General features: G+C 69.3%; 13 protein-coding genes. 6 read left to right on the forward strand and 7 right to left on the reverse strand.

Annotated features, from left to right (window positions below; all coding sequences use genetic code 11):
- Positions 1–30 precede the first annotated feature (30 nt).
- The 3 genes from ndk to AC4GYU_RS11855 form a co-directional block, all read right to left on the reverse strand.
- Positions 31–453, reverse strand: a complete 423-nt coding sequence (gene ndk / locus AC4GYU_RS11845; RefSeq protein WP_491087155.1) for a nucleoside-diphosphate kinase — start codon at positions 451–453, stop codon at positions 31–33.
- 76 nt (positions 454–529) lie between these two features.
- Entirely contained in the window at positions 530–967 is a 438-nt protein-coding gene (locus AC4GYU_RS11850; RefSeq protein WP_491087156.1) for a DNA polymerase III subunit chi, read from the reverse strand.
- Between the two features lie 103 nt (positions 968–1,070).
- A complete protein-coding gene (locus AC4GYU_RS11855) occupies positions 1,071–2,543 on the reverse strand; it encodes a leucyl aminopeptidase (protein ID WP_491087157.1) in 1,473 nt (490 codons plus the stop codon).
- A 145-nt stretch (positions 2,544–2,688) separates the two neighbouring features.
- Here AC4GYU_RS11855 and AC4GYU_RS11860 point away from each other — a divergent pair, with 145 nt between their 5' ends.
- The 4 genes from AC4GYU_RS11860 to rsmA all read left to right on the forward strand — a co-directional run bounded on the left by AC4GYU_RS11860 (position 2,689) and on the right by rsmA (position 8,229).
- Positions 2,689–4,923 (forward strand): LPS-assembly protein LptD, encoded by a 2,235-nt coding sequence (locus AC4GYU_RS11860; protein WP_491087158.1) that lies wholly within the window; start codon positions 2,689–2,691, stop codon positions 4,921–4,923.
- Between the two features lie 79 nt (positions 4,924–5,002).
- Positions 5,003–6,343 (forward strand): peptidylprolyl isomerase, encoded by a 1,341-nt coding sequence (locus AC4GYU_RS11865; RefSeq protein WP_491087159.1) that lies wholly within the window; start codon positions 5,003–5,005, stop codon positions 6,341–6,343.
- Between the two features lie 43 nt (positions 6,344–6,386).
- Entirely contained in the window at positions 6,387–7,382 is a 996-nt protein-coding gene (gene pdxA / locus AC4GYU_RS11870; protein ID WP_491087359.1) for a 4-hydroxythreonine-4-phosphate dehydrogenase PdxA, read from the forward strand.
- Position 7,383: 1 nt separating this feature from the next.
- Positions 7,384–8,229 (forward strand): 16S rRNA (adenine(1518)-N(6)/adenine(1519)-N(6))-dimethyltransferase RsmA, encoded by an 846-nt coding sequence (gene rsmA, locus AC4GYU_RS11875; protein WP_491087160.1) that lies wholly within the window; start codon positions 7,384–7,386, stop codon positions 8,227–8,229.
- Here rsmA and AC4GYU_RS11880 read toward each other — a convergent pair.
- From AC4GYU_RS11880 to AC4GYU_RS11895, 4 genes are all read right to left on the reverse strand, one after another.
- Positions 8,192–8,722, reverse strand: a complete 531-nt coding sequence (locus AC4GYU_RS11880) for a tetratricopeptide repeat protein (RefSeq protein WP_491087161.1) — start codon at positions 8,720–8,722, stop codon at positions 8,192–8,194. The two genes, rsmA and AC4GYU_RS11880, sit on opposite strands and share 38 nt — an antisense overlap.
- The gene (locus AC4GYU_RS11885) at positions 8,719–9,873 is read right to left on the reverse strand and encodes an RsmB/NOP family class I SAM-dependent RNA methyltransferase (RefSeq protein ID WP_491087162.1); all 1,155 of its coding nucleotides are present in this window, start codon (positions 9,871–9,873) and stop codon (positions 8,719–8,721) included. The genes AC4GYU_RS11880 and AC4GYU_RS11885 overlap by 4 nt, the downstream gene beginning before the upstream one ends.
- Before the next feature lie 113 nt (positions 9,874–9,986).
- On the reverse strand, positions 9,987–11,465 hold the full coding sequence (gene guaB / locus AC4GYU_RS11890; protein ID WP_491087163.1) for an IMP dehydrogenase: 1,479 nt from the start codon (positions 11,463–11,465) through the stop codon (positions 9,987–9,989).
- Positions 11,466–11,537: 72 nt separating this feature from the next.
- Complete coding sequence (locus AC4GYU_RS11895; protein WP_491087164.1) at positions 11,538–12,380, reverse strand: HpcH/HpaI aldolase/citrate lyase family protein; 843 nt, start codon at positions 12,378–12,380, stop codon at positions 11,538–11,540.
- A gap of 66 nt (positions 12,381–12,446) precedes the next feature.
- Between AC4GYU_RS11895 and AC4GYU_RS11900 the strand changes: the two genes are divergently transcribed.
- Both AC4GYU_RS11900 and AC4GYU_RS11905 read left to right on the forward strand, forming a co-directional pair.
- Positions 12,447–13,412, forward strand: a complete 966-nt coding sequence (locus tag AC4GYU_RS11900) for an SPFH domain-containing protein (RefSeq protein WP_491087165.1) — start codon at positions 12,447–12,449, stop codon at positions 13,410–13,412.
- Between the two features lie 3 nt (positions 13,413–13,415).
- Positions 13,416–13,862 carry an NfeD family protein gene (locus AC4GYU_RS11905; RefSeq protein ID WP_491087166.1) on the forward strand — a complete coding sequence of 149 codons (447 nt, stop codon included), beginning with the start codon at positions 13,416–13,418 and terminating at the stop codon, positions 13,860–13,862.
- The last annotated feature ends 78 nt before the right edge of the window (positions 13,863–13,940 follow it).

Consider the following 13,940-nt stretch of genomic DNA (forward strand, 5'->3'; position numbering starts at 1 on the left):
CTCCGCGCGCGCGGAGGAAGCGTGATCGGCTTAGCCGACGATCTCTTCGGGCTTGAAGAAATAGTCGATCTCGATCTTGGCATTCTCGTCCGAGTCCGAGCCGTGGACCGAATTGGCTTCGATCGATTCCGCAAGTTCCTTGCGGATGGTGCCGGCGTCGGCATTTTCGGGGTTGGTCGCGCCCATGATGTCGCGGTTGCGCTGGACGGCATTCTCGCCCTCGAGCACCTGGACCACGACCGGGCCCGAGATCATGAAGCTGACGAGGTCGTTGAAGAAGGGACGCTCGCGGTGGACGCCGTAGAAGCCTTCGGCCTGCTCCTTGGTCATCTGGATGCGCTTGGAGGCGACGACGCGCAGGCCGGCTTCCTCAAGCATCTTGGTGACGGCGCCGGTCAGGTTGCGGCGGGTGGCGTCGGGCTTGATGATCGAAAAGGTGCGCGTAATCGCCATGGCGTCGCGAGGCTCCTGTCTTGATGGGGTTGGAATTGGCCGCGCCCCTAGCGGGCGGGGGGCCAACAGGCAAGGCTCAGCCCTTGTTGACCCAGCGCCCGTCCTCGCGCGCCCAGTAGCGCCGCTCGACCCCCTCGCGGCCCGAGAGCAGTTTCCAGGCGAGCCGCGCGTCGGCGAGGTTGCTCTCGTCGAACAGGTGGAAGGCGCGGTCGTAGCTCAATGCCGCCTCGCGCCATTCGCCGTCGGCGAGAAGGATGTTGCGGGCGCGGTTGGCCGGCTCGGGCGTGGTCGAGAGGAGGATCGGCTGGCGGCTGTCGTCGGCGCCGCCGGCAAGGCCGTGGGCAAGGAAGCTCGTCTCGCCCTCGTCCCACAGCAGGCGGTCGAGGCGGCTGAGCTGATTCTCCTCGTTCATGACGACGAGCAGGCGCTCGCCGCTGTCGAGGACCTTGCCGGCGAGGACGGCGATGACCTCGTGGAGGGGGGTGGTCCCGAGCTGGTAGAAGTCGACCTTCATGGGCGGAGGCAATAGCGTTCGTTCGTGCTGAGCAACGTCGAAGAACGCCGGTACAGGCGCCCTTCGACTTCGCTCAAAGCGAACGACCTCTCGAAGCGTGATCTCACCCCGCGACCGTCTCCACCCAGCGGTCGAGCAGGCGGACGCCGAAGCCGGTCGCGCCCTTGTCGTAGGTGGTGCCGGGCTTGTCCGACCAGACGGTGCCGGCGATGTCGAGGTGGGCCCAGTCGGTGCCTTCCTCGACGAAGCGCTGGAGGAACTGGGCCGCGGTGATCGAGCCGCCCTCGCGCGGACCGACATTCTTGATGTCGGCGATCGGGCTGTCGATCAGGCGATCATAGGCGTCGCCGAGCGGCATGCGCCACAGCTTGTCGCCCGTCTCCTGGCCGGCAGTGGCGAGCTCGCCCGCGAGCGCGTCATTGTTCGAGAAGATGCCGCCATATTCGTGGCCGAGGCTGATAACCATCGCGCCGGTGAGCGTCGCGAGGTCGACCATCTTCTTCACGCCGAGCTTGCGCTGCGCGTAGGTGATGACGTCGGCGAGGACGAGGCGCCCTTCGGCGTCGGTGTTGATGACCTCGATCGTCTGGCCGTTCATCGAGGTGACGACGTCGCCCGGACGGGTCGCGCTGCCCGAGGGCATATTCTCGACGAGGCCGCACAGGCCGACGACATTGGCCTTGGCCTTGCGCGAGGCGATGGCGAGCATCGCCCCGGCGACGGCGCCCGCGCCGCCCATGTCCCACTTCATCGATTCCATGCCGGCGGCCGGCTTGATCGAGATGCCGCCGGTATCGAAGGTAACGCCCTTGCCGATCAGCGCGAGCGGCGTTCCGCCCTCCTCGCCGCCATTCCAGCGCATGATGAGCAGCCGCGGCTCGCGGACCGAGCCCTGGTTGACGCAGAGGAGCGAGCCCATGCCGAGCTTCTCCATCTCGGCCTGGCCGAGCGCCTCGACGACGAGGCCGGTGCCTTCGGCGGCCTTCTTGACGCGCTCGACGAAGGTCTCGGCGTAGATGATGTTGGCGGGCTCGGCGACGAGCTCGCGGGTGAGCTTGAGGCCGTCGAGGACCGCGGCATAGCGCTCGGCCCAGCGCGCCTCGGTGCCGGCCGGCGCCCCGACGATGACCAGCTCCTCGACGGTCGGCTTCTGCTTTTCCTTGAGGGTGGTGCGATAGCGATCGTGGCGCCACGCGCGGGCGGCGGCGGCAAGCACCAGCCGGGCCGCGGAGTCGCTGTCGAAGCGGGTGCCGGTAAGGTCGATCGCGACCACCTTCTCGCCCGAGGTCAGCAGCCGGGCAACCGCGCCGCCGCCGAGCTTCTCGGCCGCCGGGCCGTCGCTGGCGCTGCCGGTCCCGATGAGGATCAGGCGGCGGACAGGCGCGCCGCCGGTGCCGCCGGTCCAGGTCTCGGCGACCGCCCCGGCTTCGCCCTCGAAACGCTGGCCGCGGGCCGCGGCCTCGACCGCCGCGCGGGCTTCCCCGAGCGACGCCAGATTGCCGCGCTCCACCCCGGCGACCGGGAGGACGAGCGCATGGGCGCTGGAGGGGAGCTGGTCGGCAAAGCGGATCTGCATGGGTCGGGTCACCTGGAACAAGAAGGAGAAAATCGCCGGAGCCTTAGGCCGCGCGGGGGCGGACTGCCAAGCCCGTTGCCCCGCATGGCCCAAGCTGCAATAGGCGGGCTTCCTTCAAGCTGGTGGATCAGGGCGGACAATCAAGGTGCGAAACGGCGTCACGGGCTGGACAGCGCTGCCGCTGGTCCTCGCGCTTTCGGCGCCGGCGATGGCGCAGGACGCCGTGCCCGTGGCCGAGCCCGCCCCCGCCGCCACGCCCGCCAGCGGCGTCGCCGAGAGCGAACAGGACATCGCCTTCAGCGCCGACACGGTCAGCTATGACAGCGAGGCCGAGGTGGTGGTCGCGAGCGGCCAGGTCCGAGTCAACCGCCAGGGCACTTTCGTCGCCGCCGACCAGGTCCGCTGGGACCGCAAGACCGGCGAAGTGGTCGCGACCGGCAATGTCGTGCTGGTCCAGCCGCAGGGCGACAAGTTGGTCACCGAGCGCGCGGTCCTCAGCGACGACCTGCGCAACGCGACGATCGAGAACCTCCTCGTCGTGCTCGAGAATGGCGGGCGCCTCGCCGCCGACCGCGGGACCCAGAACGGCGACATCACGACGCTTGAGAATGCGGTCTATTCGCCCTGCGCGGTGACGACGGTCAACGGCTGTCCCAAGCGGCCGAGCTGGCGGATCCTCGCGGCGCAGGTCCGCTACGACCGCAAGGCCGGGCGGGTCCGATTCGACCGTGGCCGGCTCGAATTGTTCGGGGTGCAGATCCCCCTCCTCCCGGTGTTCAGCCTCGGCACCGGCCGCGGCGGCGAAGGCTATAGCGGCGTCCTTGCGCCCGAGCTTCGCTACAGCCGCCGCCGCGGGGCCGAGCTCGCCGTTCCCTATCACCTGCGCTTCGGGCCCAATCGCGACCTCACGCTGACCCCGCACGTCTATACCAAGACCGAGCCCGCCTTCGAGGCGCGCTACCGCGACCTCAGCAAGCTTGGCGCATTCACGATCGGCGGCTTCCTTACCTACGGCGACACGACCAGCTACGACGACACCCGCGACGACAAGGGCCTGCGCGCCTATGTCGAGGGCAACGGCAAGTTCCAGTTCGATCCGCTGTGGAGCCTGACCGGCCAGGTCCGGCTCGCCACCGACAAGTCGGTCGCGCGCTTCTACGACATCAGCCGCGACGATCGCTTCCGTAACTTCCTCGACCTCGAGCGGATCGACACCGACAGCTATCTGAGCCTCGCCGGCTGGGCCTTCCAGGGTCTCCGCCAGACCGACGTCCAGAAGCAGCTGCCGATCGCCCTCCCCGCCTTCGACGCGCGGATCCGGCTCGGCCAGCCGGTGCTCGGCGGGCGGGTCGAGCTGCAGGCGAACAGCCTCGCCGTGCTCCGCCGCGAAGGCCAGGACAGCCAGCGGGCGTTCGTCTCGGCGCGCTGGGACATGCGCCGCCTGACGAGCTTCGGGCAGGAATTGCTGCTGACCGGCTTCACCCGCGGCGACGTCTATCACAGCGACGAGAACGAGCTCACCCAGACCGTCTATTATCGCGGCGAGAAAGGATGGAAGGCGCGCGGGATCGTCGCTGCCGCGGCCGAATTGCGCTGGCCGCTGATGGGTCCGCTGCTCGGCGGAATCCAGCGCCTGACCCCGCGCGTGCAGCTGGTGGTGACCCCGCCGACCGCCAACATCAGCCTGCCCAACGAGGACAGCCGCTCGGTCGACCTCGAGGACAGCAACCTCTTCTCGCTCAACCGCTTCCCCGGCTACGACCGGTGGGAGGACGGCAGCCGCATCACCTATGGCGTCGACTGGAATCTCGACCGGCCGGGCTGGTCGGTGTCGAGCAACATCGGCCAGTCCTATCGCCTCAACCGCGACGTCCAGATCTTCCCCGAAGGCACCGGGCTTACCGATCGCTGGTCGGACTTCGTCGGACGGACGCGGCTGAAGTTCGGGCGGTTCATCGACCTCACCCACCGCTTCCGGCTCGACAAGGACAATTTCGCGGTCCGCCGGAACGAGCTCGACCTTACCGTTGGCACGACCGAAACCTATGCGCGGATCGACTATCTGCGGCTCAACCGAAACGTCGACCCGCAGATCGAGGATTTGCGCGACAAGGAAGAGCTGCGGCTTGCCGGGCGCTGGAAATTCCATCGTCACTGGTCGGTGTTCGGTGCGACCGTGCTCGACCTCACCAACAGCGACGAGGATCCGCTGAGCCTCGCCGACGGCATCAACAGCGTCCGCCACCGCCTCAGTCTCGACTATGAGGACGACTGCATCGCGCTCGGGGTCAGCTGGCGCCGCGACTATGAGCGGCTCGGTACCCGGATCGAGGGGAGCACCTTCAGTTTCCGCCTGTCTTTGAAGGGCCTGAGCCGCTAGAAGGCGCTCATCGCCGGTTAAGCGGGGATGGGGCACGTCCCCGGAATAGCTTTCGATAACAAGGGATTGAACGACCCCCATGGGCACTGCGAAGAGGTTTCTGACGACGGTTGCACTGGCAACGCTGGCGGGTGCCGGCTGGGCCCAGACCGCCCCCGCGCCCACGGCTCCGAACAGCACCGCGCCGCTCAACCTGCCGAGCAACCTGACCGTCTACGGCAAGCCGATCCCGGCGGTCGTGAAGGCCAGCGCGATCGTCAACGGGGAAGTCATCACCCAGACCGACATTGACCAGCGCCTCGCGCTGCTCGCGCTGTCGAACAACCAGCCGATCCCCGAGGCCGAGCTCGAGCGGCTGCGCGTCCAGGTGCTCCGCAACCTCATCGACGAGACGCTGCAGATCCAGGCCGCCCGCCAGGCCGAGATCAAGGTCAACCAGTCCGACATCGACCGCACGGTCGCCCGCGTCGCCGACGGCGTGAAGCGCACCCCGGCGCAGCTCGCCGACTATCTCAAGCAGAACGGCAGCTCGATCCGCTCGATCCGCCGCCAGATCGAGGGCGAGATCGCCTGGTCGCGCCTCCAGCGCCAGAAGATCGAGAGCCAGGTCAGCGTCGGTGACGACGAGGTGAAGGCCGTGATCGATCGCCTCAACGCGTCCAAGGGCGCGCAGGAATATCGCGTCGGCGAAATCTTCCTTTCGGCGACCTCCGCCAATCAGCAGGAAGTGGCGGCCAACGCCCAGAAGATCGTCGACGCGCTGCGCCAAGGCGCGAGCTTCGCCGGCTATGCCCGCCAGTTCTCCGAAGCCTCGACCGCGGCGGTCGGCGGCGACCTTGGCTGGGTCCGTCCCGAGCAGCTTCCCGACGCGCTCGCCACCACGGTGCGCGGCATGAACGCCGGCCAGCTGTCGCAAGTCATCCCGGTCCAGGGCGGCTTCTCGATCATCGCCGTGCAGGACATGCGCAAGGTCCTCACCGCCGATCCGCGCAATGCCGTGCTGGCGCTGAAGCAGATCTCGATCAGCTTCCCCAAGGGCACCACCTCGGCCAGCGCCGAACCGATCCTCCAGCGTTTCGCGGTCTCGGCCCAGAATGTCGGCGGCTGCGGCGGCGCGGAGAAGATGGCGGCCGAATTCAAGGGCGACGTCGTCCAGTCGGACCAGATCAAGCTGCGCGACCTTCCGCCGGCGCTCCAGAACATGATGCTGCCGATGCAGGTCGGCCAGGCGACCCGCCCGTTCGGGAGCATCGAGGAAGGCGTCCGCGTTTTGGTCATCTGCGGCCGTGACGAGGAACAGTCGGCCAGCGCGCCGAACCCCGACGCCGTCTTCGCGCAGCTGCAGGAAGAGCGCATCAACCTGCGTGCCCGCCGCTATCTGCGCGACCTTCGCCGCGACGCCGTCATCGACTTCCGCTGAGGATGACGCAAGGCGACGGGCGCGCTAGGGGCCGGCCATGAGCATGCCCCTGCCCCCGCTCGCGGTGTCGCTCGGCGATCCGGCCGGGATCGGCCCCGAGGTCGTCGCCAAATGCTGGGACAATCGCCGGGACCTCGGCCTGCCGCCGTTCGTGGCGGTCGGCGATCCCCGCAGCCTGTCCGAAGTGTGGGACGGTCCGCTCGCCATCATCTCCGATCCGCGCGAGGCGGAAGGCGTGTTCGAGACCGGCATCCCGCTCCTCGCGGTCGCCGCGCAGGAGGCCGGTATCGCCGGCGTGCCGAGCATGGCCGGGGCGCATTGCAGCCTCGACAGCCTCGAGCTCGCGGTCGGCCTGACCCGCTCAGGAAGCTGTTCGGCGGTGGTCACCGGCCCCGTCGCCAAGCACCAGCTCTACGCGATCGGCTTCACTCATCCCGGCCAGACCGAATTCGTCGCCGAGCGGTGCGGCGTCTCGCCCAACAATGTCGCGATGATGCTCGCCGGGCCGACGCTCCGGACGGTGCCGGTCACCACCCACATGCCGCTCCGCGACGTCGCCGATGCGCTGACCCCGGGCCTGATCGAGGCGCGGGCGCGGGCGACCCTGCGCGGGCTCCAGCGCAATTTCGGGATCGCCGCCCCGCGCCTCGCGGTCGCGGGCTTCAATCCGCATGCGGGCGAGAATGGGGCGCTCGGTCGGGAGGAGATCGAGGTCATCATCCCCGCGATCGAGGCGCTCCGGGCCGAAGGCTGGGACGTCGGCGGACCCTATCCGGCCGACACGATGTTCCACCTCAGCGCCCGCGGCCGCTACGATGCGGCGCTGTGCATGTATCACGACCAGGCGCTCATCCCGCTGAAAGCGCTGCATTTCGAGGAAGGGGTGAACCTCACCCTCGGCCTCCCCATCGTCCGCACCGCGCCCGACCATGGCACCGCCTTCGACATCGCCGGGCAGGACCGCGCCGACCCGCGAGCGATGGCTGCGGCGATCCGGGTCGCGGCGAGCTGCGCCCGGGTCCGCGCGTCCGCGGCCTGAGATGGCGACGCTCCCGCCGCTGCGCGAGGTCATCGCCCGCCACGGACTGAGCGCGTCCAAGGCGCTCGGCCAGAACTTCCTCCTCGATCGCCAGCTGCTGGCGCGGATCGCGGCCATCCCCGGCGACCTTGCCGGCGCCGAGGCCTATGAGGTCGGGCCCGGGCCGGGCGGGCTGACGGGCGCGTTGCTCGACGCCGGGGCCAGGGCCACCGCGGTCGAACGCGACCGCCGCTGCATCCCCGCGCTGGAGGAACTCGGTGCTCTCTTCCCCGGCAAGCTCACCCTGCTCGAGGAAGATGCGCTGAAGGTCGACGAGCAGGCCCTGGTCGGGCGCGGCGTGCATGTCGTCTCGAACCTTCCCTACAATGTCGGGACGGCGCTGCTGCTGCGCTGGCTCGGCGCCGACTGGACGCCGTGGTGGGCGAGCCTTACGCTCATGTTCCAGAAGGAAGTCGCCGAGCGGATCGTCGCCGGGCCGGGCGACGATGCCTATGGCCGGCTGGCGGTCGCTGCGCAGTGGCGGGCGCGCCCGAGGATCGCGCTTGCCGTCCATCGCTCGGCGTTCGTCCCCCCGCCCAAGGTCGCCTCGGCGGTGGTCCACATCGTCCCCGCCGACGAGCCCGAAGGCGTGAAGCTCGAGGTGCTGGAACGGCTGACCGCCGCGGCGTTCGGGCAGCGGCGAAAGATGCTCCGCCAGAGTTTGAAGGCCGTGCCCGACGCGCTCGATGCGCTGGCCGGGCTCGGCATCGCGCCCGAGCGGCGCGCGGAAACGGTCAGCGTCGACGAGTGGGTCGCGCTGGCGCGGACCCTCAGTTCTTCTTCGGAGCCGTCGGCGCCGGCGCCTTGACCGCCATCGCCGGGCCGCGCTGGATCGCGGCGGCGAGCGACGTCGCGGGCGCGCAGGGCTTGGCCGCGCAGATGCCCTTGATCTTGGCGAGGTTCTGCTGCGCACGGCCGGCAGCGCCGAGCTCGACCATCGCCTCGCCCTGGACGCCGAGCGCGACGATGTCGTTGGGCTCGAGCGCGAGCGCCTTGTTGGTCAGCCGGATCGCCTGGCCGTAGAGCTTCTGCTTCTGCGCGACGCGGGCGAGCGAGATGAAGGCGCCGCGGTTGCGCGGATCAAGCACCAGCGCGGTCTCGAGCGCATCGTCGGCGGCCTGGAAATTGCCGGCGGCAAGCGCGGTCTCGCCCGCTTTCTGCCACTGCACCGACTGGGGGTTGAGCTGCGCGTCGGGGACCTGCGTTCCTCCGGAGCTGGCGAGCGTCGCCGCCACGATCCCCAGGGCTGCAGCAATAGGCATCACGCGCATCAGCACTTCCTTCCAGTCGGAACCGGTCATCTAGCCCGGAACCGCGCAATGAAAAAGCCGTCCGTCCGGTCGTGTCCCGGGGTGAGAAGGCGGCCCACTCCGTCCAAACGCCCGACGTCCATGCCGATATCCTCGGGCAGGAAGCCTGAATGGCGGCTGAGGAAGGCGGCGGCCTGGGCCGCACCCTCGCTCGCGAGCAACGAGCAGACGGCATAGACGAGGATCCCGCCGGGCTTCACCAGCGGCGCGGCGAGGTCGAGCACGCGCCGCTGAAGCGCTTCGACCCGGTCGAGCCGCTCCGGATTGAGGCGCCAGCGGCCCTCGGGATTGCGGCGCCAGGTGCCCGAGCCCGAACAGGGCGCGTCGACCAGCACGACGTCGGCTTGGCCCTCGAGGTCGGCCAGTGCCTCGGCCTCGCGCGGCGTGTCGAGGAGGCGGGTCTCGATCGTGGCACCGGCACGCTCGGCGCGGGGGCCGAGATTGCGCAGGCGCGAAAGGCTGGTGTCGCAGGCGATGATCCGGGCCTTTGGCGCGGCACTGGCAAGTGCGAGCGCCTTGCCTCCTGCCCCGGCGCAAAGGTCGACGATTGTCTGGCCGTCGGCGGGGGCGCAGGCGAGCGCGATCAGCTGGCTGCCTTCGTCCTGCACTTCGACGAGGCCGTCCGCGAAGGCTTCGTCGGCACTGGCGGCGGCGTCGCTCGGCAGTCGCAGGCCCCACGGGCTGAGCGGGGTCGGCTCGGCACCGAAATGCGCGACCATCTCGTCGCGGGTGGTGCGGGCGATGTTGGCGCGAAGGTCGAGCGGCGCGCGGTCGGTGAGCGCGGGCCATTCCTCCTCGCCGACGAGCGGCGACAGGAGCGGCGCGATCCAGCCCGGGACGATCCCCGCCTCGGCGCGCGGCTCGTCGTTGCTGGGCGCCGCGGGGCCGTGGCCCGCGCCGTCGAACAGCTCGGGCACGAGCGGCAGCAGCGCCGCGCGGCCGCTTGGCGGCACCTCGCTCGAATGGCGGATCGCGCGGAAGACCAGCTCGCGCACCGCGCGGCGATCCTTCGAGCCGGCATAGCGACGGGTCTTGAAATAGGCCGAGACGAGCGCGTCGGCGGGCGATCCGTCGTCACGCGCGGATGCGATCACCTGGTCGAGGATCTCGATCGCGGCCTGCGCGCGGGCGGAGGGGGTCATGGTCGTTCGTCCGTCATCGTTCGTCCTGAGCGGAGCGCGCAGCGCGCAGTCGAAGGGCGCTTGCCCAGCGTCCTTCGACTTCGCTCAGGACGAACGAGCCTCGTTCTGGAGGTTTACCGCGTCGGATAGTTCGGCGCCTCGCGCGTGATGCTCACGTCGTGGACGTGGCTTTCGCTGAGGCCCGCATTGGTGATGCGGACGAAGCGGGCGCGCTGCTGCAGCTCGGGGATGGTGCGCGAGCCGGTATAGCCCATCGCCGCCTTCACCCCGCCGACCAGCTGGTGGACGACGTCGCGGACCGGACCCTTGTAAGGGACTTGCCCCTCGATGCCTTCGGGCACGAGCTTCATCGTGTCCTTGATGTCCTGCTGGAAATAGCGGTCGGCCGAGCCGCGGCTCATCGCGCCAAGCGAGCCCATGCCGCGATAAGACTTGTAGGCGCGGCCATGGTAGAGGAAGGTTTCGCCCGGGGTCTCGTCGGTGCCCGCGAGGAGCGAGCCGACCATCACGCTCGAGGCGCCCGCGGCAAGGGCCTTGGCCATGTCGCCCGAAGTACGGACGCCGCCATCGGCGATGACCGGAATGCCCGCGGCCTTGGCCGCCGCGCTCGCGCCGAGGATGGCGGTGAGCTGGGGCACGCCGACGCCGGCGACGATGCGGGTGGTGCAGATCGAGCCCGGGCCGATGCCGACCTTGATCGCGTCCGCGCCCGCGTCGGCGAGCGCCCGCGCCGCTTCGGCGGTGGCGACGTTGCCGGCGATGACCTGGACGCTGTTGCTGAGCGCTTTCACCCGCTCGACCGCGCGGCCGACGTCGATATTGTGGCCGTGCGCGGTGTCGATTACGATGCAGTCGACCCCGGCGTCGATCAGCGCCTGGCTGCGCTCCCAGCCGCTGTCACCGACGGTCGAGGCCGCCGCTACGCGCAGCCGGCCTTCGCCGTCCTTGGTCGCATTGGGCGAGGCCACGGCCTTCTCGATGTCCTTGACGGTGATGAGACCGACGCAGCGGCCGGCATCGTCGACGACGAGGAGCTTCTCGATCCGGCGCTGGTGAAGCAGCCGCTGCGCTTCCTGCCGGCTGGTGCCGGGGGCGACGGTCGCGAGATTGTCGTGAGTCATCAGCTCGCTGACCGGCTGGCGCGGATTCTCGGCGAAGCGGACGTCGCGGTTGGTGAGGATGCCGACGAGGCGGCCGCCATTCTCGACCACCGGCACGCCGCTGATCTTGTGACGCTTCATCAGTTCGAGCGCGTCGGCCAGCGTCTGGTCGGGCGTGAGGGTGAAGGGATTGACCACCATCCCGCTCTCGAACCGCTTGACGCTGCGGACCGCGTCGGCCTGCTGCTCGACGGTCAGGTTGCGGTGGAGGACGCCGATGCCGCCCAGTTGGGCCATGGCGATCGCCATGTCGGCCTCGGTCACCGTGTCCATCGCGGACGACAGGAGCGGGATCTTGAGCTGGATGCTGCGGGTCAGCTGGGTGCCGGTATCGGCCTCGCTCGGGAGCACGCTCGATTCCAGCGGCTGGAGGAGGACGTCGTCGAAGGTGAGGCCCAGCGGGATGTCGGGGGCGTTGAGAAGGTCGGCCATGCGCGCACTTGGCGGGGATGGCGCGATTCGGCAAGTACCCAGAAGGACGTCATCCCCGCGAAGGCGGGGATCTCAGCTGATTGCGCTCCCCTGCCCGAGGTGCCCGCCTTCGCGGGGACGACGGTTTTGGAGCATTCTCTCCGCCGCCGCGACGTGCATCCGTTCGATCATTTCGCCCTCGAAACGCTGCGCGCCGCCGGTGGCCGCCGCGACCAGCCGCTCGGCGCGGGCGAGTTCCTGGTCGGTCGGCGCCCAGGCCGCCTTGCAGGCGGCGATCTGGCTGGGGTGGATGAGGGTCTTGCCGTCAAAGCCGAGCCGGCGCCCTTCCTCGGCCTCGGCGGCGAGCCCGGCCTCGTCCTCGAGCCGGTTGAAGACCCCGTCGAAGCAGGGAATGCCCGCGGCGCGCGCCGCAAGGACGATGGTCTGGAGCGCCACCTGCAGCTCGCCCCGCCCGGCCCCGCCAGGCAGCCGGAGCGAGGCGCGAAGATCGTTGGTCCCGGCGATGAGCGCGGCGGCCTCGTCGGCGATCTCCCAGCAGCGGCGGACCCCGAGCGGGGTCTCGATCATCGCCGCGACGGGCTTTCCGGTCAGGGCCTTCACCTCGCGGATGACCTCAGGCCCCTCGGCACGGGGAACGATGACAAGATCGGCGGCGCTGTCGGCGACCGCCTCGACATCGGCGCCGAACCAGTCGCTGGCAAAGCCGTTCACCCTGATCGCCGCGGGCCGGCCGAAGGGCTCGGCTACCGCGGCGACCGCCGCTGCCCGCGCCGCCTCCTTGGCGTCGGGCGCGACCGCGTCCTCGAGGTCGAGGAAGATGATGTCGGCATCGCTCGCCCGGGCCTTCGCCACGGCGCCCGCGCGATTGGCAGGAAGGAACAGCACCGCCGGTCTGCCGAACAGGTCCGCCGTCATGCCGATTTCGCTTCGCAAGCCTGCACGGCCGACGCATGATGAGCGACAGTTCTACCGGGGAAAGACATGATCGAGACGTTCCTGCTGTTCGTAGCCATCCTGGTCGCCTTGTTCGTCATGATGAGCATCAAGATCGTCAACCAGGGCTATCGCTACACGATCGAGCATTTCGGCCGCTTCATCCGCGTCGCGGATCCGGGCTTCAACTTCGTGCCCGCCTTCTTCTATCGCGTCGGGCGCAAGATCAACATGATGGAGCAGGTCCTCGACATCCCGGGCCAGGAGATCATCACCAAGGACAATGCCATGGTGGCGGTCGACGGGGTGGTCTTCTTCCAGGTGCTGGACCCCGCCAAGGCGGCTTATGAGGTGAGCGACCTCTACACCGCCATCCTCGCGCTCTCGACCACCAACCTGCGCACCGTGATGGGGTCGATGGACCTCGACGAGACCTTGTCCAAGCGCGACGAGATCAATGCCCGGCTGCTGTCGGTGGTCGATCATGCGACCGAGGCCTGGGGGGTGAAGATCACCCGGGTCGAACTGAAGGACATCCGGCCGCCCGCCGACATCGTCAACGCCATGACCCGCCAGATGAAGGCCGAGCGCGAGAAGCGCGCCGCCATCCTCGAAAGCGAAGGCATGCGCGCATCCGAAATTCTTCGTGCCGAGGGTGAGAAGCAGGCCAAGATCCTCTCGGCCGAGGGCATGAAGGAAGCCGCCTTCCGCGAGGCCGAGGCACGCGAGCGCGCGGCGATGGCCGAGGCGGCGGCGACCAAGTCGGTCAGCGACGCCATTGCCGGCGGCAATACGCAGGCGATCAACTATTTCATCGCCCAGAAATATGTCGAGGCGCTGAGCCAGTTCGCGACCAGCCCCAATGCCAAGACCATCCTCTTCCCGGTCGAGGCGACCCAGCTAATCGGGAGCCTCGGCGGGATCGGCGAGCTGGCCAAGGCAGCATTCAAGGACGAGCCGGCGCCCGCCGCACCGGCCAAGCCGCGGGTCGTCCCCGGCATTCCGCAGGCCTGAGCCATGGAGGATATCACACAGGGCTGGTGGTGGCTGATCGGCGGCGTCCTGCTGCTCATCGCCGAAGTGGTGGCGCCCGGCTTCTTCCTGCTCTTCATCGGGGTCGCGGCGATCATCACCGGCCTGTTCGTCCTGCTGTTCGGCTTCGGCCTTGCGCCCGCGCTGGCCCTGTTCGCCATCTACACCGCGGTCGCGGTCTATTTCGGGCGCAAGGTCTATGCAAACCGGCCGGTCGCCTCGACCGCCAGGCACCTCAACGACCGCTCGGGCGCGCTGGTCGGTCGCTCCGCGGTGGCGGTCGCGCCGATCGACGACCATGGCGGCCGGGTCCGTCTCGGCGACAGCGAATGGAGCGCCCGCGGCGGTCCCGCCACTGTCGGCGAGCGGGTCGAGATCGTGGCGGTCGAAGGCAATTGCCTGATCGTGCGGACTGCGCCCAAGCTCCCCTGATCTTGTCATGCTGAACTCGTTTCAGCATCCATCGCTCCACCCGACCCATTGCCCGCCTGGCGGGATAGACCCTGAAAC

Source organism: Sphingomonas sp. SP2 (assembly GCF_058313385.1).

Excerpts from the sequence above, each read along its gene's own strand:
- ndk (WP_491087155.1), bottom strand. The coding sequence starts at position 453 with ATGGCGATTACGCGCACCTTTTCGATCATCAAGCCCGACGCCACCCGC.
- AC4GYU_RS11850 (WP_491087156.1), bottom strand. The coding sequence starts at position 967 with ATGAAGGTCGACTTCTACCAGCTCGGGACCACCCCCCTCCACGAGGTC.
- AC4GYU_RS11855 (WP_491087157.1), bottom strand. The coding sequence starts at position 2,543 with ATGCAGATCCGCTTTGCCGACCAGCTCCCCTCCAGCGCCCATGCGCTC.
- AC4GYU_RS11865 (WP_491087159.1), top strand. The coding sequence starts at position 5,003 with ATGGGCACTGCGAAGAGGTTTCTGACGACGGTTGCACTGGCAACGCTG.
- pdxA (WP_491087359.1), top strand. The coding sequence starts at position 6,387 with ATGCCCCTGCCCCCGCTCGCGGTGTCGCTCGGCGATCCGGCCGGGATC.
- rsmA (WP_491087160.1), top strand. The coding sequence starts at position 7,384 with ATGGCGACGCTCCCGCCGCTGCGCGAGGTCATCGCCCGCCACGGACTG.
- AC4GYU_RS11880 (WP_491087161.1), bottom strand. The coding sequence starts at position 8,722 with ATGACCGGTTCCGACTGGAAGGAAGTGCTGATGCGCGTGATGCCTATT.
- AC4GYU_RS11885 (WP_491087162.1), bottom strand. The coding sequence starts at position 9,873 with ATGACCCCCTCCGCCCGCGCGCAGGCCGCGATCGAGATCCTCGACCAG.
- guaB (WP_491087163.1), bottom strand. The coding sequence starts at position 11,465 with ATGGCCGACCTTCTCAACGCCCCCGACATCCCGCTGGGCCTCACCTTC.
- AC4GYU_RS11895 (WP_491087164.1), bottom strand. The coding sequence starts at position 12,380 with ATGACGGCGGACCTGTTCGGCAGACCGGCGGTGCTGTTCCTTCCTGCC.
- AC4GYU_RS11900 (WP_491087165.1), top strand. The coding sequence starts at position 12,447 with ATGATCGAGACGTTCCTGCTGTTCGTAGCCATCCTGGTCGCCTTGTTC.
- AC4GYU_RS11905 (WP_491087166.1), top strand. The coding sequence starts at position 13,416 with ATGGAGGATATCACACAGGGCTGGTGGTGGCTGATCGGCGGCGTCCTG.